12 protein-coding genes are annotated in these 19814 nt (G+C 40.7%); all 12 read right to left on the bottom strand.

Going from position 1 to position 19814, the window contains the following annotated elements; translation table 11 throughout:
* Positions 1-4: 4 nt before the first annotated feature.
* Positions 5-1618: a beta-N-acetylhexosaminidase gene (locus KTR07_RS19395; RefSeq protein ID WP_008767099.1), complete on the bottom strand. Its 1614-nt coding sequence runs from the start codon at positions 1616-1618 to the stop codon at positions 5-7.
* An 18-nt stretch (positions 1619-1636) separates the two neighbouring features.
* Positions 1637-4399, bottom strand: a complete 2763-nt coding sequence (locus KTR07_RS19390) for a sugar-binding domain-containing protein (RefSeq protein ID WP_011108903.1) — start codon at positions 4397-4399, stop codon at positions 1637-1639.
* A 6-nt stretch (positions 4400-4405) separates the two neighbouring features.
* Positions 4406-5302 carry an ROK family protein gene (locus KTR07_RS19385; RefSeq protein WP_008767097.1) on the bottom strand — a complete coding sequence of 299 codons (897 nt, stop codon included), beginning with the start codon at positions 5300-5302 and terminating at the stop codon, positions 4406-4408.
* 3 nt (positions 5303-5305) lie between these two features.
* The gene (locus KTR07_RS19380) at positions 5306-6355 is read right to left on the bottom strand and encodes an SIS domain-containing protein (RefSeq protein WP_008762549.1); all 1050 of its coding nucleotides are present in this window, start codon (positions 6353-6355) and stop codon (positions 5306-5308) included.
* Between the two features lie 129 nt (positions 6356-6484).
* Positions 6485-8305, bottom strand: coding sequence for a DUF5018 domain-containing protein (locus KTR07_RS19375; RefSeq protein ID WP_225693831.1), 1821 nt, complete (start codon positions 8303-8305; stop codon positions 6485-6487).
* A gap of 63 nt (positions 8306-8368) precedes the next feature.
* Positions 8369-10054, bottom strand: coding sequence for a RagB/SusD family nutrient uptake outer membrane protein (locus KTR07_RS19370; RefSeq protein ID WP_008762551.1), 1686 nt, complete (start codon positions 10052-10054; stop codon positions 8369-8371).
* 14 nt (positions 10055-10068) lie between these two features.
* Complete coding sequence (locus KTR07_RS19365; RefSeq protein WP_008767096.1) at positions 10069-13221, bottom strand: TonB-dependent receptor; 3153 nt, start codon at positions 13219-13221, stop codon at positions 10069-10071.
* Between the two features lie 49 nt (positions 13222-13270).
* On the bottom strand, positions 13271-14437 hold the full coding sequence (locus KTR07_RS19360; RefSeq protein ID WP_016269727.1) for an AGE family epimerase/isomerase: 1167 nt from the start codon (positions 14435-14437) through the stop codon (positions 13271-13273).
* Between the two features lie 32 nt (positions 14438-14469).
* Positions 14470-15876, bottom strand: a complete 1407-nt coding sequence (locus KTR07_RS19355) for a sugar porter family MFS transporter (RefSeq protein WP_016269728.1) — start codon at positions 15874-15876, stop codon at positions 14470-14472.
* Between the two features lie 5 nt (positions 15877-15881).
* The gene (locus tag KTR07_RS19350; protein ID WP_008762555.1) at positions 15882-16979 is read right to left on the bottom strand and encodes a DUF4434 domain-containing protein; all 1098 of its coding nucleotides are present in this window, start codon (positions 16977-16979) and stop codon (positions 15882-15884) included.
* A gap of 386 nt (positions 16980-17365) precedes the next feature.
* The gene (locus KTR07_RS19345; RefSeq protein WP_117981107.1) at positions 17366-18544 is read right to left on the bottom strand and encodes a prolyl oligopeptidase family serine peptidase; all 1179 of its coding nucleotides are present in this window, start codon (positions 18542-18544) and stop codon (positions 17366-17368) included.
* Between the two features lie 114 nt (positions 18545-18658).
* Positions 18659-19804, bottom strand: coding sequence for a DNA-binding transcriptional regulator (locus KTR07_RS19340; protein WP_008767092.1), 1146 nt, complete (start codon positions 19802-19804; stop codon positions 18659-18661).
* Positions 19805-19814: the final 10 nt, after the last annotated feature.

Raw genomic sequence — 19814 nt, 5'->3', positions numbered from 1 at the left:
TTTTTTAGTCACGGAAATCCATTTGTATTTTTTCTTTCTTTTTGATGACAGGACCAGCCGGTTCCGGATGGTGCTGAGGATTACGATAATCAAAGTAATAAATATTCAGCTTATCAAATAAGGTGAATGCATCTTCCATACGTGACAGGAACTTGTCGTAGTCTTTGACTGTCGGTGCGGACCAAGCTGATTCTGCCAGTGCGCAGAGGCGGGGAAAGATCATGAAATCTACCCGATCTTTAGTATGCATTAGTTCCGTCCATGTATTGGCCTGTATGCCTTTGACATGTGAGAGGTCAGAGGCTGACACTCCCCATTCGGCAAACCATTTGTCGGGGAAAGCATATACATCTTCTATTGGGCAGAATCCGTCCCAGATTCGTCCCCATTTGTGGTCTTTATATTGTACGAAGTCAAAATAAAGCGGTTTGCGCGGACACATGATAGTCGAATATCCTTTGGTCAGTGATTTGCGCAGGTAATCGGGTTTATCATGTCTCCACCACATAATGATAGTATTATCTTGCTTTACATTCAAGTCGAGAAGTTCATCCCAACCGACTAAAGTTTTACCTAGTGAGTTTACTACATCTGTCATTCTATGCATAAAGTAGCGTTCTGCTTCCTTTACAGTTTGTAACCCTTCGCGTTTCAATAGTGCTTGTACATGTGGGTCTGTTTCCCATGCCTTGATTCCGTAAGCTACTTCGTCGCCTCCGATATGTAAATATGGAGAAGGGAATAAGGCAGCTATTTCTTTTAGTATATTAGTCAGATAAGTATAAGTTTCTTCTTTGCCGACGTTAAAAGTGAATTCCGGATGTTCTTCCGTTCCTCCGCCTGAGTATTCCGGGTAAGCTTTATTGGCTGCTGTGGCATGTCCGGGCATGTCTATTTCGGGTATAATTTCAATATGACGTTCTTTGGCATATGCTATGATATCACGGATCTGCTCTTGTGTATAATATTGTGCCGGTGTATCCGGATCACTATGGCAACCTTCTCCTCCTATAGTTGCCAGTTTAGGGTATTGTTTAATTTCGATTCTCCATCCTTGTGCGTCTGTCAGATGCCAATGGAAGCGATTCATCTTATAATATGCCATCAGGTCAAGGATTTGTTTTACCCTTTTTTCGCCGGAAAAGTGACGTGCTTCATCAAGCATATATCCTCTCCATTCATAACGCGGGGCGTCTTCTATCGTTCCACATCTTAGATCTCCGTTGGTTAACTGCTGTAATAGCGTTTGAATACCATAGAAAACTCCAGCTGGACTTCCTCCTTTGATTAGGACCTGTTTGGGGGCGATAATCAGCTGATAGCCCTCTTTGTTTTGCAGTCTATTGTTTAATGATAAGTTGATTCCTTTCGCAGCTTTTTTGCCGGGGATTACTTTCATTTTATAGTTTAAATCAGCGAGTTTCTTTTCAAGGAATGCTGCTTCTTTATATAAACTGGCATCCAGATAGTGGATTTTCTGACCCGATTTGAGTTTACACGTTTCTGCTTGCATGGTGACTTCAGCAGGATAGGGGATAACCCGTACCTGTTCTTGTGCTTGCAGGCTCATGAACAAACTTAGATAGACTATTGCCAAGGTTGTAAGTAATAGTTTCATGTTTCTTGGTTTTATTAGTTATTTAATAATAATTATAGGATTTTCTCCATGTAAATCCTCTATGGATACTGTCGCAGTGATGGTACGGGTCTCATTAGGGAACAATGAAATGAAGTTATCACTCCAGAATACCGGATTTACGACTTCTTTTGTTTTTTCTCTTTGTATCATTAAGTGGTTGAAAAAGGATAATTTATCAGAGTCATTCGTTAAAGTAAGCGTGATCTGATACTCTTTTTCTTGTTTTTGAAGTTTTAAATCTTGCTTTAATGTAACTTTAGGCATATTTACCAGCCAATAGAAATTTTGATGTTGCGAGTAACGCCAATATAAGTTTTCAGAAATAAGATTTCTGTTTAAGTCTTCTAATTCCAGCTTTATATAATATATGGCAGAAAGGTCACCTCGTTGAGGTACGGTTTCTAATTCTTTATATTGGTCGGCGCCCACGGATATGGTATCTGTGTATGCCCAGCATTCTTTCATCGAATAGTCTATGATTCTGGCTTTGGCTATAACAGATTTAAATTCTTGATGAGTAGCGTTTATCACAGAAATCCGGTTCGTATTTGCATTCATTTGAATATGAATGGGTTCCATTGCTTTCTTAGAGAAATAGTAAGAAGCATTGGGTGACAGATACCAATCATAAATTTGCCAGCAGACATCGGGCCAACAAGAGTTTAGTTTCCAGATCATTATCCCTGTTGTGATATCCCACATCCGGTGGTTGGCTGCCTCAAACATGGCACGATACCCTTCTGAACTTACTAGCTGGCCTTTATATGCATAATCCTCGCTACTGACTGGGTCGCTATAGAAGGTTCGGATTGCATTGTCGTATGCACGATAGCAGAAGTTATTGGTGTCCCATGCTCCGTGTTCCGCCCATATACTGTCTAATGGATAAATCGGATTTCTCCGGTCGAGTGGCTTATCAATGGTAGGTATAAACTTTTTCAAACTTTCGTATACAGGTACGGAAGGCATGCCTAATTCGTTTCTGAACATTTGCAGATAAACCTCTTCTACTTTGTCGAAGTAGTAATCGGAGGGTGCCCAGTTATAGTCGGGAGCGCCATCATCGGTAGTACCGGTTGGTAAGTCCGGTTTTAAATAAGGAGTTAGTTTGTCTACGTCCCAACTGATACTGGTAGTCGGTATGTAGGGGCGTGTCGTGTCGAGGCTTAATACGGCTTCTTTGGTCGGATGATACAATTCTTCATCTACCAACACTTCATTAACTCCGAACCATGCAATGATACAGGGATGATTACGGTATCTTTTGACCATGTCTTTCACGCAAGCGATAGCTAAGTCATTGTTGAGAGGATTATGCTGGTTGTCACGTCCCGGGAACATTCGGTAGCATTGATAAAATACATGCCAGTTCATCAGTCCGTATTTATCCCAGCTATCTAGCCAATCTTCGGAAGGGGAAGGCATATCTTCACTGCCGATCAAAGTAATGTTGGCATTTGCCATTAATCGTGCCTGGTCATAAATTCGTTTGGGTGAGTCGTCGAGAAGTACATCCGGTTGTATCCATCCCCCTTTACAGAAGATGCGTTTGCCATTGATAAAGAATACACGACCATATTCTTCCCCGTTTTTCATTAATTCCGAAGTTACTTCGCGAATTCCGAAGTTTACCTTCTCCCGATCGGACGATTTCCCATTATTCATGTCGAATGATAAATCGAGACTGTGCATATATTGCTCTCCATATCCGTTTGGGTACCATAAGTATGGGTTCTGTATAGATAAGACGGAAAACTTCTGGGGAGATAATATTATTTCTTTACTTTCATTGGGGAGCATTGTGACAGGCAGAGTTACGCTTATCGGTTTCATGCTTCCAGCCAGTTTACGTGTGTAACTCGGATAAACTAATTCGTTGATAAGGCGAATTGTTGCTTTAACTTTACCGCTTATCATCTTATCCGAATGATTGTGTACAGTCGCTTTGATTGTAATGTCAGCAACTGTTGTATCTTTTTGGGGTAGAGTAGTGATAATATATGGGTCTTCAATAGTGACCTGGCTGGTTGCTTCCAGGGTGACGGACTGATAAATACCCATATTCCGGTCACGCACTACAGGGGCGCAATCCCAACCACCTGTGAATTTTAATGTTTCATCTTTGAACAAATCGGAAGCCGTACCACGGTTAGGCCCAAAGGCTATAAATTGTGTTCCGGGGTTAGGAGTTCCGGGATGGTCCACTTGATATATTTTTATAGCAATACAGTTCTGTGTGGGCTGGATATAATCGGTTATATCGAATTTGAAGCGGCGGAACATGCCTACTACATCTTCTTTTTTCCCTATTTGATGTCCATTAATCCATACGTCTGCACGATAGTTAATTCCATTGAGGTTCAGCCATATTTTTTTGTTTTTATATTGCTTAGGCAAAGTGAAGGTCGTGCGATACCAATAAGGTTCCTGCCAAGGATTTTTTCCATTGCCCAGGTAACTGTATTTAGCTAAGTCCATTTTTTTATTAAACTCATCAGAGACATCAGGAATTAGAAAGTTGTTCATGCCGATTCTGGGATCAGGATAAACGTTCTGTTTCACTAATGCATTCAAAACAGTAGTCGGTACTGTGGCTTCATACCAGTCGGTAGCTTGGAATGAAGGCATAGATACTTTTTCCGCATTTTCGCTTATTTCGGTTGTACTTTTTATTTCCCAATTGGTTAATTTCAACTGGTTATCTGCTTTGCTTATCAAGCAAAACAATAGAAACGGATAGAGTATAAGTAATTTTTTCATAACAATTTATTCTACAAACATTAAAGCTGCTGCACCCATAAATCCGGCATTATCTTTTAAACCTGCTGGCTTTAACTGGATGCTTGCAGCAGTTTGCGGACAAATGTACTTTTTAAATAAAGATACCATTGAATCCCAAAATATATCTGATGAATGCATAACTGAGCCTCCGATAATTACGACTTCCGGATCAACGATATTAACAGTCCAGGAAAGGGCATAAGCTAATGCCTGGGTAAACTCTTTCCATGCTTTTAATGCGTTGATGTCTCCTTCCCGGGCTAATTTACTGATTTCTTCTCCTGAAATCTTTCTTTTTGTAATTCTCTGATATAAATTTGATATTCCAGTTCCCGATACATAATCTTCTATCATTCCTTCTTTGTATGGAGACAGCCAGATTTCTCCGGCACAACCGGTAGCTCCACGAATAATTTTTCTGTTTACCACTATAGCTGCTCCTAAGCCTGTGCCAAGAGTGATTCCTAGTATTGAATTTAGGTTTCTTCCGGCTCCCCATAGGGCTTCTCCTAACATCATTGCATTTGCATCATTATCCAGTTTGACCGGAAGTCCGAAAGTTGATTCTATTTTTTTGTGTAAAGGGTAATTGTGTAACGTTGGAAGGTTATTGCATTCGAGAATGATGCCTTTGTTGATATCTAATGGACCGGTAGAACCGATGCCGATGCCGATTAATTCTGCTCCATCGGCTTGTTGTATCATTCTTCGGATTAATAGAGTCAATTGCTCAATAATCATTTCACCGGGTTCGTGCGCTAAAGTCCGGATAGATTCGGGGATACCGATTATCTGTCCGTTAATATCGACAAGTCCGGCTTTTATTTTAGTCCCGCCAATATCGACTCCAATTGCAATTTTCTTTGGATACACAATTCTCATAGTTTATTCGATTGATGTTATTTTGGCACCATGTGTAAATTCTCCTGGTATTATTCCGCATTTGGTTGCCCATGTATTTATAAGAAGTTGTACAGGAACTATACAGGGGATTGTAAATAACTCAGCATTAGTGCTTGGGATAGTAATGGCACATAAATTATCATTTTCAAACACTAAGTTTGAATCGGTGATAAAGATAACTTTTCCTTCATATTTAAGGATATCTTTTACTAAAGATAGTGATTGTTCGTAGGTTTCTGATTGCGAGTGTGCAAATAGAATGGCTATGAATCCTTTCTTTACCATTTCTAACGGGCCATGCCTGAATTCACCACCTAATAAAGCTGATGCAGGCGTATGCGCTGCTTCCATGAACATCAATGCACTCTGGCTGGCAGCTGCAAAAACTGGTCCCCGTCCTATTAATTGCACAAAAGTGGAGCCGTCTATCAGTTCAATAGCTTTCGACATCCATGGAGTATTTCCATTGACCATGTTCTCAATAATTTTACTGAGTTTATGCCATTGGGTGCTGTCGATTTCTTGATTGCATAACTTCATTGCCAGTAAATATGCTACTTGATAACAGGTTATGAATGTTTTTGTTGACGTTTTTTCTTCCTTTCCAGCTTTGCACAATAGGCTATAGCGAGAGAATTTGACTAAACTGCTATCTTTTTCATTACAAATAGAAAGAACTGTGATGTTTGAAGATAACTTTTCTATTAGTTTGATTACTTCATAGCTTTCTCCTGATTGCGAAATACATATAATCAACGATTCTGGACTAATTAATGAAATTTGATAATGCAATAATTCTCCTGCGTTCAGAGCATATGCCGGGATTTTATATGAATTAAGTAGAGAAGCAGTTGCGTTAGCGATGAAGTAAGAACTGCCCATACCGGTTAACAGAATATTTCTATATTTGCCGGAACACCATAATTCTGAAATTTGTGACAAAACGGATTTTCCTTCTACGCTTTTGTAGAAGTTTGCCGTCTGCAGAAGTGCTTGCGGTTGCTCTTGTATTTCTTGGAAAAATTGTACCATCGGATTTTTTTAATTATAATCTAGTGACTTTAATAACTACTTAGCAACAGTTGTGCAATTATTCATATGTAATTGCCAACTGTTACTGAGTAGTTTATAGATGATCTTAAATGATATTTAAATTTTCATTTATAAATTGAATCTGGTAATTTCATAAGCAAATAGTCCCTGATCCGTAGTCAACATATAGACCTGAACGGCATTGCCATCAGCACTTCGACCGAATACAACATCTCCTGTTTCATCAACGTTGGTACCAAGTACCTGTTTGCCAGAAACGAACGAGGCTGAAGATGTCATACCAGTTACCGCATACCCCGTTCCGGGGATACTGCCTGTTCCTGTTGTACTTCCTTCACGTGAATCGAAGATAAAGCCATTAGCCATTGCTGAAGTTCCGGGATTATTCGTGATGTTGGATACATATAGGCGGTGGGACCAAACCCCATTGCTTGACAGACCATTTTGAACGCCTAACAAACATGTACCGTTAAATTCAACATATCCTATTCCCCGGACATTCTTATCATATGTAGCGCTACCGGACCACCAATGTGATGTTGGAAGTGAGAAATCTATGGCGCGTGCGCCTGTGCCTATAGGAGTGTAATTAATTGCTTGCCGGAAGTTGGCACTGGCCCAAATATATCCTAGTGGAGAAGTATTTGTCAATGGAATGACTTTAGTTGCGTTCCACATGGAGACTGATGCTCCTCCGCCCCATTCTACATAAGCGTTGCCTTGCATTGCACCATCTTTGAACATAAGGAAAACCGCACGTGGTACATTTTTGGTTGATGTGGCAATAATTGCATCCCCTGAAGTCAGATCACCTTTGACGCAGATTGTGCGTCCAAGCTCTAGTTTTTTGACTCCATTAATGCCTACAGGAGCATTGGCGAATGTACTCCCATTAATATTTGCATAAACGATGCTCTTAGGTGCATTCTCGATGCCGTTAGGCCAAACCCAGGCACGTACGTTTGGGTCGGTAACATTGGCGTCTAAAGTACTAGTGTATGCCATAGCTACTAAATGTCCAGCATCATCACTGGTAATAGCATGGATGGAGCGGCCTGCATCAATACCTGTAGTGTTGACTTTTACATCAAGTACTTTGCCGTTATAACGATCCATTACAATCATTTTATTGTAATCAGTGCTATTACTGATAATTAGATAGTCGTCAATAACAGCCATTGTACGGTTCGCTCCAACCTCAAATCCATGTGTGTCATCTGTATAGATTTGGAAACCAAATAATGAAGCTGTATAGCCCACTCCCTGAGGTAATAGATCCGGGAGTTCCAGACTAGTCTGATAGACTGTTTTGTCTGTTCCATTTTGTGCAATAACGGTTATAGTCGGTTGGTTACTTAAATCTATAATGCCGGTTGCCGGATCCAATGATGATGATTCGATAGTAGCCCATGGAGAGACTGTTAATGCCGCAGACTTCAAGGCTGCATCAATAGCTGAAGAGGTTTTATAGATGATGATTTTTCCTGTACCACCCGTACTCTCAGGTTCGACGATACGTATTGTTGCACGTGAATAGTCTGTCAGTTCTACTTTACTAATACTGGCTAATTTTGATTTCACATAAGCAGCCTTAAATGTATAAGTAATTTTGCTTCCATCTTCTTTGACTAATGTTGATTGGAAACCACTGACCAGATCACGAATGCCGGAAATGCTGGGGGAGAATTTTGCTCCTACAGGCAGGCTGGCTGAAACTTTCATTTGTGTCAGGTCACCTTGTATTTTTTCCGTATCTGAAATATAATAAGGAACTTGTATGGTAATTGTATTACTTGCCTCGTCTACGATAGCACTATATGTGGTACTTTCATCAGAAGCTAAGCATCCGGTTATGGTTAGTCCTGTAACATTTTCGCTGCCTGTCCTTGCCAGATCGTCCGGGTCCTCGCAGCTCATGAAGGCTAGCATTGATATTAGTACCCCGGTGAATAGATATTTTATTTTCATAATTTTTCTCTTATTAAATAATTATTATTTCCACAGTTCATTTTGTTCACAGAGTGTGTTGTCTTGAAGTTCTGTGTATGGAATAGGGAAAATTGTATATTTTTCAGGGAATAAACGGTCTTGTGTATCGCATTCTACTCGTGCGTAACTGAAACTGCCACCGGCCTGTGTTATCTTAACGCCGTGCAGACGTTTATGATCAAGTGTTCTTACGGCGATTCCCCAACGGATCAGGTCGAAATATCGGTGTCCTTCCATTCCAAGTTCACAAATACGTTCTTTAGACAGATCTTCCAGATAATCACTCCAATTATTTTGTTGGGCGAGTTCCGGCAGTCCGACGCGGTCACGGATCGTTTTCAGATCAGCATAGGCTTTTCCAAACTCGTTTTGTCGTGCATATGCTTCCGAACGAATCAAGTAAATTTCAGCTAAACGCATTTCTATCCAGTATTGTCCACTCAAAATGCTGCTAAAGTTGATATTGGTATCATCAGAAGCGAACTTACGAATCAGATAACCTGTTGTTGATTTGTGCACATTATCTTGTCCGGTTGTAGCAAAATCCATATATCCGTCATTTCCATCTACATACAACTGGAGAGTACGTCCTTTCCATGTTGCTCCATTATAAAGAATGGAGGCGTAAAAACGTGGTTCGCGATTGGTAAATGGAGCATTGTTGTAGGAACTGAGATTACTCCAGTCAAAAGATTGGTAGCTACCGTTTACTTTGATATCGAAAGAGGAAGCGTATTCATCAGATGGAGTGACTGCCGCACCTACACTTCCTTCTGTAACACCGGCTGCTTTCCAGTCGTATGGTGGACACACGTAGATGTCAAAAGAATGTTGCTTGGCGTTCTTTCCCTGTTGGAAGTAAACCGGAAGGATTAGCTCACTATTATTGACTGAGGTGAATATTTTGTAGTAATCATTGGCAGTCGTTCCTTGCAATAAACTGTAATTCAATTTTAATACTTCATTGCAGGCATCTATCGCATCCCCCCAGCGTTTAGCATAAAGGGCCGCACGTGCTTTCATTCCGTAAGCGGCTCCTTTGGTAATACGCCCCACATTGGTACCTGTCCAGTTTTCCGGAAGGTCTTGTACTGCCTGGGTGTATTCGTTGATAATGAAATCCCAGCAATCTGATTCAGATGAACGTGCTTTAGCTCTTTCGTCAGGTCCGTCTACATAATCTTCATCAGTACGCAGGATAACTCCGCCATGACGGAGCACCAGTTCCTGGTAAGCAAATGCACGTAAGAAACGAACCTCTGCTGTACGCTTTTTCATTTCATCCTGATCTAAGTTATCTCCATAACCTTTGCTTCGGTCATAGAAATATTCGTTGAGTTGACGGATACGGGTATACATACCACTCCAGTTGGAGCGGAAGTTGCTCGTTTCGGTGACATAATTCGTCTGATAAAAGAATTTATTCATGGCACCTCCGTTCACTCCATACCAAGAGTATTTTAACAGATCTGTAGCTCCATCGTCCATTAAGCAGTAAGAATCTATATTGATAGTAGCATTATCATATAGCACGCTATATAGCCCTTTGACGTAAAGGTCTACATTTTCCAGTGAGGAATATGCTACATTCTCGCTGTACCAGCCAGTAGGATCTACGTCCAGTACATCACATTGTGTCAAGCAAATGCTAGCTGCTATGCCTATAATGTATTTTTTTATATTTTTCATATTAACTATTTGTTTTAAAATCTAACATCTATACCAAAACTGAATGTACGTTGTTGTGGATAATATCCTGTTGCTACATTTGTACTTTCTGGGTCGATATACTTGAAATCGGTAAATGTCAGTAGGTTAGTCCCGTTAGCATAAACTCTGATGTTTGACAATCCCATCTTGTTGGTCCAGGCTTTAGGAAGCGTATATCCTAAAGTCACGTTCTTCAAACGTAAATACGCACCATTTCTTTTCCAGAAATCCGATTGTTGGGCATTGTTTGAATGAGATACACTGCTGACAGTCAGACGAGGATATTCCGCATTTGTATGATCGGGTCGCCAACTGTTTTCTACCAGATAAAGAGGAGCGTTGTCCCAATTTGCATACCAGGGTCTTGTCATAGGGGTCATATCTGTTGCGCCATTTAAGTCTTGCCATGAGTATTGAAGCATTTTATCACAAAGTGCCGCTCCTTGAAACTGAACAGATAAATCGAAGCCTTTGTAATTAGCGTCAGCCATTAGTGCAAACATCATTTCCGGGCGGATGCCACGTGATATTTTGATTCGGTCGTTGGAATCGATCTTTCCATCGCCGTTAATATCGGCATATTTAATGTCTCCTACTCGTGGTGTATTCCATGATACTTGAGGTGAATTGGCAATCTCTTCTTCACTCTGATACAACCCTAATGCTTTTAATCCCCATAATTCACCGACTGATGATCCGAGAACACTTTGCCAGGGTAATGTGTTATCCGCCTGTGTTCTGCTTAAGATACGGTTATGAGCGTAAGATAAGTTGCCATTCAAACTATAACTGAATTCTCCTATACGATTGCGATGTTTCAGTGCAATTTCAAATCCGCGGTTATCAAATGTTCCTGTATTTTCAGAACTTGGGTAGTGTCCACCTAAAGAAGGAGGATAGATATTACTAACACTTTGAAGAATGTCGTATGTATATTTGTAGAATACATCAAACTCAACTCCCAACAAACCGTTCCAGGCACTAAGATCGAAACCTAAGTTATATGATTTTGTTTTTTCCCAAGTCAGTCGTTCATTTGGATAAGCTACTGTGTTGCTAAGTGTTCCTTGAGTGTTAGGTGTACTGCCAAATACTACTCCATTATTAGTATAAGAGTAGGATTTTCTGTACAAGAAAGCACTAACGTTGTCGCTACCTAGAATACCAAACGAACCTCTGAGTTTAAAATAGTCTATTTTAGGAAGTGCGTCTTTGAAAAAGTCTTCTTCCGACATCACCCATCCTAAAGAAACTGAAGGGAAGAATCCCCAACGGTGTCCTTTGGCAAACTTATAAGAACCGTCGTAACGGAAAGATGCTTCGGCCAGGTATTTATTGGCGTAGGCATAATTTAGACGACCTACATAAGCGGCGTAAGCACTTTTCCCAGAAGAACCGCTATTAGTTGCAGTTTGGGCATCTCCCAAAGATATTTCGGGTAAATCGAATAAGTCGTAATCCGTACGACTAGCATTCAGTGCAGAGCTTTTTACCTGAGTTTGTTCGTAGAGGAAAAGGGCTCCTACATCATGAAGTCCGAATTTGTTGTTATATGAAATAGTCGGACGTAATATTACTTGTTGTGATTTTTGGTCACCCTGATATAGGTTACCATCTGCCAGCAGATTTGCACTTTGTACATAGCTGTAGCTTTTGGTGGAAGAATCATAGGCATTGACAGAATATGCATAAGCAAATGTTTTACTTGCCAGGTCTTGCCAGTCCCAACTGATGAACATATTTGCTTTCAAACCTTTCAGGAATGGGGCTGTATATTCGACATTTGCGGAACTTTCTATTCTGACTCTGCGAGATTCCTGGAATCCTGAATTTGCAGATCCATAGATCGGATTGGCTGCGCTGGTTGCGCCTCGGTATGCCGAAGTAGGATAACCTTCATACTCTTTCGGAACAAAAGGTATAGAGTAAAGCAACTGATGGAAAATACTATAGGCTTGCTGATTGCCATAAGAGTATCCTCCCGGCTGATAATAATCTTTGATTAATGCTGCGGTATTTAGTGACACTTTAATGTCTTTGGTCGCTTGTACATCAATATTTGAACGGAAATTGCTGCGTTCGTTTTTGTTGCCTTTAATAATACCATCTTGATGTAAATAGCCGCCGCTGATGAAATATCTGACCTTATTGCTGCCTCCGTTTATAGACAGATTGTGTTGGTGCATAAGGGTAGTCTTATATAAGTCGGAGGTCCAGTCTGTATTTTCAAATCCATCGGTAGGGTCTCCGTTATAAGTTGCCGCAATTTCTTCGTCGGTAAAATATGGATTATCTACGCCATTATTGTCTAGTTTGCGAGCCAGATTATACCATTGCATATATTGGGTTCCGTTCATCATTTTAGGCAGAGTGGTAGCGTGCGATAGAGTCATACTGCCTCTGTAGGTGATATCTGTTTTACCTTCTTGCCCATGTTTGGTTGTTACCAGCACAACTCCGTTGGCTGCCTTCATACCATAAACGGCACAAGATGCAGCGTCTTTTAGGATGGTAACAGACTCCACGTCATTCGGGTCTACTTGTCCCATAGCTCGTTCTACTCCATCAACTAAAACAAGTACCGTACCTGAACCGCTGAATGAAGAATAACCACGGATTAATATGGAAACATCATCCGATCCTGGTTGTCCGAGTGATTGTTGGGTAATAAGGCCGGGCAACTTACCGACTAATGTTTGTGACATATTACTGGCAGTTGTTTTCAACATATCTTTTTGAGATACCGTGGCTACAGATCCGGTTAAGTGAGCTTTCTTTTGTGTTCCATAACCTACTACTACAACTTCGTCCAAATTAGCGACATCTTCTTTTAAGATGATGTTGATCGTACTGCGTCCGTTCACTTTTATCTCTTGTTTGTTCATACCGATGTATGAGAATTCAAGAGTGGCAGTGTTGGATGCATTGATAGAGTATCTACCGTCAATATCGGTAGTGGTACCTGTGGTCGTACCTTTGACAACGACGCTGACTCCTGGCAACGGATCACCGGTCACGTCTGTGACGACTCCCCTAACCATGTTCTGGGCATAGCCATTTGTGGCATACGCAAAAAGCATCGACAATGAGAATAGTATGATTCTGATTGTTCGGAAACTACTTTTTTGCTTAAAGCATTGTTCCATCATAAGATAAAATTTAATTGGTTAATAAAAAAGTTTTTGGGTATTAGATTTATTGTAATTCTTCTAGTACTTTCCAGCATTGATATAAGCCCCTGGGGACATGGAAACAGCCTTTCCATTTGCCTCCTTTAAGTGGCAGAAGTACTTCTCCCTGGCGGTTTAAGTAACCGAACCATTCAGGATATTGAGCATCTTTGAAGTGCGTCCATACATACTCATGTATTTTCTCGAACCACTCCATACATTGTTTGTCACCTGTCAATTGGTAACCTTTTAGTAGGGAAATAAGTGTTTCAATGTGTACCCACCAAAGTTTTTGGTCCCATTCCAGTTGTTGGGGAGGGCAACCTTTGCGGTCCATAAAATAGTAGATGCCACCATATTCTTTGTCCCATCCGTAGTTAATCATCGTCAAGGTTACATTTTTTGCCTTTTCGATTAGATCAGGGCGATTCAGGCGTTTTCCTAAATCCATAATAAACCACATGGCTTCGATGTCGTGTCCGGGAGTCACTTGCCGTCCTTCAAAACAGTCTACGAGATTGCCGTCCACTCCTATATTTTCAACAATAATTCCTCCTAGCTCCGGGCGATAGAACACTTCCATCACTTCATGGATACAAGTCTCTATTGTTTTTTTCAGATACTCTTTGTCCAACAGGTGTTCTATTTCAAGTGCCAGATTACAAAGGATCATCGGGAGGGCGAAATTTTTCAGATTACGTGTGCCCGGATGGATTTTGTTCCATTTACCTTTCGGATTATCTGCCTTTGAGAGAATAATATCGAACGTTTTCTTTGCAATGTCAGCATATTCCTGATTGCCTGTAGCCAGACTGAGTTGCCCGAAAGCCATTGTAGCAAATGTATAGGAAAAGATGTTGTATGGTTCTACCAGAGGATTACCTGCCCGATCCAAAGAAAAATACCAATGATAGTTTCCATCATGTCCGTATTTTTTTAGAAATTCACCGCCTTGAATAGCGCAATCCAGCCATTCCTGTTTTTTCTCAACTTTATTGTAAAGCATTGAGAATAACCAAACTTCGCGTCCTTGCAGCCAAATAAATTTATCTGTATCGAATACGTTGCCTTCACGATCCAGACAAGTGAAATAGCCACCGAATTCGTGATCCTGAGAATGCTCTAACCAGAATGGAAGAACATTATTCAGTAGTTCGTCTTTGTATTGGTTTGCTAATTTTTTTAAATCCATAATTGTTAGTTTTTTATTTAATAAGGTCTATTTTACCGTTCCGAACGGGTCCAGTATCTTTCAATCTCCTCCAGAGACTTTCCGGTAGTTTCCGGTACGAGTTTCCAGACAATGAGCATATACGGTACACACATGATGGCGAACAGGAAGAATGTTCCGGCTGGAGTAAGATTCTGGAGCATCCAGGGGGTTAGCTGTCCGATCAGATAGGTACCGATCCAAAGAGCGAATCCGGCAATGGACATTGCTAATCCGCGTATTTTGGTAGGGTACATCTCAGAGAGAAGTACGAATATCACAGCGCAAATGGAAATGGCGCAACAAAAAACATAACACAGAAAGAAGGCTAACAGAAACAGGCTGGAAATATTCCAGGCATTTCCGAAGAGGAAATAACTGCCAATGAGTATCAATGAAACGACCATTCCGGATACCCCATAATATATCAGTTTCTTGCGTCCTACTTTGTCAATGATGAGAAGTGCCAGGATAGTGGTCAGTGTATTCACAAGTCCTACAAGAACCTGATAGAACAGAGAATCCCCTCCTGAAAGACCGGCATTCTCAAAAATGGAAGGCCCGTAGTAAAGAACTGCATTAACCCCCATGAACTGTCCCAGAATAGCAATACATACACCGATAATGACTGCTTTCAGAATACCTGGTTTCAGAAGGATAGACCATTCTGAACGGGTCTCGGAAACAAGGACGGATTTTGTCTCGTTTAGCTGGAAATCAGCCTCTTTAAATGAATTGTAGATCTTTTCCAGAATATAAGTGGCTTTCCTTTCTTGTCCTTTTACTATCAGCCATCTGGGGCTTTCGGGTATGAAAAAGATAATAATAAAGAATATTACGGCTGGTAATGTCTCCATGCCTAACATACCTCTCCACACTTCTGTAACTACTATTTTTTCTAACCAGGCGATAGGTAAGTGGTTTCCACTCTCTGAATATGCCAATAACTGGTAGTTGACAAGATAAGCTCCTAGAAAACCGACAGTTACGGCCAGTTGATACAGGGAGACCATCCTGCCTCTGAATTGTGCGACGGAAACTTCGGAAATGTAAAGAGGAGATACAATAGAAACAACACCAATTCCGATGCCACCTATGATTCTATAAACAACTAACTGGTTAAAGTCAATGCAAAAAGCACAGCCGATTGCTGATGTAGAAAACAGAATGGCAGAAAGTATCATTGTTCTTTTACGTCCGATGCTGTCGCTCAATATTCCGGAAAAGAGAACACCGACAATCGATCCGATCAATGCGCATCCTACATACCATCCTTGTTGCAAGGTGTCCAACTGAAACAGATGTGTCACCTGAGCTATTGTGCCGGATATGACAGCTGTGTCATAACCGAACAGAAAGCCTCCTAAAGCAGCAACGACTGAAAGGAATATGATATAACCCAGATTAATTGTTGTTTTCATATAGTTTATTTGATTTCAAAGTATTCTCTGTATCTGTCATATAAATGTCCTGCCTGCAGATAAGCTGATTGCGGACTTAAAAAGTGAGAAAACTCAAAAGTGATTGCTTTATCATATCCGGCACGTTTTGCCGCTTCCAGTTTCATGCGGAGTTTGTCGAATTTGATCGGCAGGAACCGGATGGGCATATCGCGGTCGAATGTTTCCGCGTTTGTCCAACATTGCATTCCGTATTTGTCTGCCAGTTTCTTGTTCACAGTGAAAAAAGCATCCAGTTCGTCGTAGTCAATGTGTCCGTCTTGAAAAGCACAAGCGTCTACTACATCGTGTATACCATCAAAAATTTCATTCCATTCTCTCTCATGTTGTTCTACGGATACAGCATCCTCCCTTGTCATTTTTCCGGTTCCCATGACTGCCTTTTTACCATCAATCCAAGGGGATATAAAAGTAGGGAGGCCATTCGATACATCTTTGCATTGTTTACCCATGGTATGAAATGCACCGATAGCTCCTTTGGTATTGCGGCTGATTTCCGTGCTAATATACCAGCCTCCGAAACTCTTATACTTTTCACCGTAAGTATTCCATACTTCGTCAATCACATATTTATTATATTCCACTTCCCACGACATATCACGTGTATCCCAATAATGACCGGTGTCATACAGCCCAAAATAAAACTTCATGTTATATTTTTCAGCCAGTCGTAAGTACATATCTACTAAATCCACGGAAGGCATATAGCATCCTTTTCCTAATAGATATTTGGACGGATAAGTGATGAACTTGCGATATCCGGAACGGATCATAATAACGGTATCGATACCAATCCTTTTCATGTGCTGAAAGTCGAGATCCCATTCTTTTTCTCCCCAGTTCTGGTGTGGAATATCGTGAGATATTTCATCTAGAAAAGTGCCTGTGATTTTCAGACCATTATTCTTCGGTACAATTAATTTGCTGTCCGTCCTTTTGCTCGGAGAGAGAACGAATTCACTTCCATCTTTGCCTTCAGCGGCCAGTAGTGTGGGAGCCATTAGGGCGGAGGCTCCCGCTAATGCGGCTTTCTTTAAGAAATCTCTGCGATTATTCGCTTCCATAGTTTACTTTTTTTAGTTTCTACTCTTTTTAGTATATATTTAACCTATTGAATTTTTAATAGTTTAATATTTATTACTAACTCGGAATCATCTGCTAGCTTTATTAATTCCTTTGAGCCAGCACTTTTAATTTATTAATTATGAATTTATTATTGTGTTATTTATTAATTGGGCGATAATTTATGATTAGTTTTATTAATATGGCATTAATATTGCCCCATTCGCAGATGGGGCATTTTATGTTTTCTAGTGTATATTTTTCATAGGCTAATCATTTTAGTCAAGTAATTTAGGTTACTTGGATGAATTGATAGAACAAAGTTAGGCATCCAGAGTTGATTTTTTGCGCAAAAAAACGAAAAAGTGTATTCAAAAAACGCATCTTTCTACTCTTTGGTAGATTTATTTGCTGAATGCAAGTACCATTTAAAAAAATCATATATAATTTCGTTTGATTCAGGGGTTGGGTCATGATTGACTCTGTTGCTCATCGCGACATTATTACGGTATCCTAAGAGCCGGTTGACCGCTATTGTATGGTTTAGCGCTATCCACCGGTCTGTTCCGTCAGAGTATCCTCCGGAAACAAGAAATGGGCGAGGTGCCATCAGCGTATGCAATTCATGCAAATCATATCCTTCTTTGCGGAGCTTCGGATAAATGCCTTTAGCATAATCATGCCCATTTTTGCTCCATGTATTTTCCCATGGTGGCGGATAATATCCCAAATACCAGGGTTCCCAGTAATTGATATATCCCTCTTTTGTTTCGTCGAATACAATTCCGGGGTCTCCCCATGCCGCACAAGCGAACTTTTCGTATAGGCATGAGGCAAACATTGCCCACTTCCCACCATAAGAATGCCCTGTGATGCCTATTCTTGTAGAATCGACGTCCTGTACTTTGGCTAATACTTCCCATGCATTTGCGGCTGCATAAGCTAATGCTGAAAGTGGTTGGAGAGTTGCATTTTCAATGGTGGGGTAATAAATGGAATATGTCTGATTCTCTGTGGTCTTCGTTGTTCCTATTGATAATGTGACAAATCCTCTTTTCGTCAATTGATATGCAAAGTCTCTATAAGGTTTTCCACCCAATCCGATAGCCGTTTCGGGTTCATAAAATGTAGTGATAACGGCAGGCTTTTTGCCTTCTTTGTCCGGAACCAGCAAATAACCTTCAGTCTGTTCGTTGGGAGTCCAGTAGAAGCGGACACGGTATTGCATGAAGTTTTCACGGTGGAGAGTATCCAGAATTTCAAATGTTTGTCCGGTAATGACAGGCGGCCATTGTCCTAACAGGCTCATCCATCTGTCCTTGATTTCAGTTCGTCGTCTTTGCCAGTCTTCAACGGTTCTGACTGTATTCCCATTATAATATAATAAAGGAGAGCGAAAATTCCCATATACATTTTCGTATTCTGCGGGCGGGCGGAAGTAGCTCGATAACTTATTCCATAGATCAGAGGAGTCATTATTTCCGCTATTTTTGTTTCCGCTGCATCCTGCTAGAAATGCTGCCAGATGAGTGATCAGGATGAATAGCACGATTTTCTTTTGCTCCATAAGTTGTTGATTGACTTTGAGAGTTAACATTTACCGAACAAAGATATGCCACTTTAGTAATGCCTCCGGTACTAAAAACGAAAAGCTATATTCGAAAAACGAATAATTTATTTTTTATCTGTTCGTGATTTTTTTCTCCCGATATTCCAAAGGGGAACATCCTTTGAACTTTTTGAAAATCCGGGAGATATTATTATAGTCTTTGAATCCGGCTTCCGTTGCAATGTCTGCCAATGAACGATCTGTAGTAAGAAGTAAATCGGCCAGATGGTTGACCCGGCAGTTTAAGATATACTGATAGATGGAAGTATGCATCGCATTTTTGAATTTCACTTCAAAATTTCTGCGTGAGAGCGGAATCTGTGCCAGCAAAGACTCTATGGTCAGGTCGGAATTGTAATGACTCTCTATGTATTTTACAACTTCGAGAATGTAAGGGTCCTTTATATTATGCTTTTCTGTGGATTGCCGCAATTCTATGCGGATAGGGTTGATGACGATATTGAAGGTCCCTTCATGTTCCTTTTTGATTTGTTGATGAATGAGCCTGCCTATGGAATATCCTCCTCTTTCTACTTCCAGTTCTATGGAGGAGATGGGAGGATCGGAAATATTGCAGATCAAGTCATCATTGTCGACTCCTAACAGGGAGATTTCTTCCGGTATGTGTATGTTACTTATCTTGCAGGTTTCCGAAATGAATAGTGCGTGTGAGTCGTCGCAGCAGAACAACGCTATGGGTTTAGGAAGCTCTTGCAGCCATTGGCTTACTTCTATTCTGATTTCGTCTTCATGCTTATCGGATTCGAAACAATAAAAGTTGCCGCCTATCCGTTTAACTTCCTGACGGAAGCCTTCGCAACGTTCGTCAGACCAGACAACTCCGTTTATGCCGAAATAAGCAAAGTTGTGGAACATCCGCTTGGCGAAGAATTGGGCGGCCATTCTGCCCGTTCCTTTGTAGTCGCCCGTCAGATTGGAGTAAGTAGTGCTTCTATGGTGATAATTCTGCAATACAATCGGAATATTCAGTTCTTTCAGTAGATTGACGGTGTCATTGTTCCATTGTCCGATGATGGCGTCAGCTTTCCATTCTTTTGCCCATTTGAGAATACCTTTTTCTCCATACATGCCGCTGTAATAGGATGGAAGCCGATAGAAAAGCCAAGGTCCGTTTTCTTTGGAATATTGTACAAGTCCGCGGAGCAATTTTCTGTCAAATTCACTGGAATAATCGATCAGCAGTAGTATTTTTATCATAGTGTGTGCG

Origin of the sequence: Bacteroides sp. MSK.20.82, from assembly GCF_019052485.1 — a bacterium.
Taxonomy (GTDB): Bacteria; Bacteroidota; Bacteroidia; order Bacteroidales; family Bacteroidaceae; genus Bacteroides; species Bacteroides thetaiotaomicron.
Note: the sequence above shows the minus strand (reverse complement) of the source record. Positions and strands in the feature narration are given on the sequence as shown.

Coding starts and splice junctions, on each gene's coding strand:
- KTR07_RS19395 (WP_008767099.1), bottom strand. CDS start 1,618: ATGAAACTATTACTTACAACCTTGGCAATAGTCTATCTAAGTTTGTTC.
- KTR07_RS19390 (WP_011108903.1), bottom strand. CDS start 4,399: ATGAAAAAATTACTTATACTCTATCCGTTTCTATTGTTTTGCTTGATA.
- KTR07_RS19385 (WP_008767097.1), bottom strand. CDS start 5,302: ATGAGAATTGTGTATCCAAAGAAAATTGCAATTGGAGTCGATATTGGC.
- KTR07_RS19380 (WP_008762549.1), bottom strand. CDS start 6,355: ATGGTACAATTTTTCCAAGAAATACAAGAGCAACCGCAAGCACTTCTG.
- KTR07_RS19375 (WP_225693831.1), bottom strand. CDS start 8,305: ATGCTAGCCTTCATGAGCTGCGAGGACCCGGACGATCTGGCAAGGACA.
- KTR07_RS19370 (WP_008762551.1), bottom strand. CDS start 10,054: ATGAAAAATATAAAAAAATACATTATAGGCATAGCAGCTAGCATTTGC.
- KTR07_RS19365 (WP_008767096.1), bottom strand. CDS start 13,221: ATGGAACAATGCTTTAAGCAAAAAAGTAGTTTCCGAACAATCAGAATC.
- KTR07_RS19360 (WP_016269727.1), bottom strand. CDS start 14,437: ATGGATTTAAAAAAATTAGCAAACCAATACAAAGACGAACTACTGAAT.
- KTR07_RS19355 (WP_016269728.1), bottom strand. CDS start 15,876: ATGAAAACAACAATTAATCTGGGTTATATCATATTCCTTTCAGTCGTT.
- KTR07_RS19350 (WP_008762555.1), bottom strand. CDS start 16,979: ATGGAAGCGAATAATCGCAGAGATTTCTTAAAGAAAGCCGCATTAGCG.
- KTR07_RS19345 (WP_117981107.1), bottom strand. CDS start 18,544: ATGGAGCAAAAGAAAATCGTGCTATTCATCCTGATCACTCATCTGGCA.
- KTR07_RS19340 (WP_008767092.1), bottom strand. CDS start 19,804: ATGATAAAAATACTACTGCTGATCGATTATTCCAGTGAATTTGACAGA.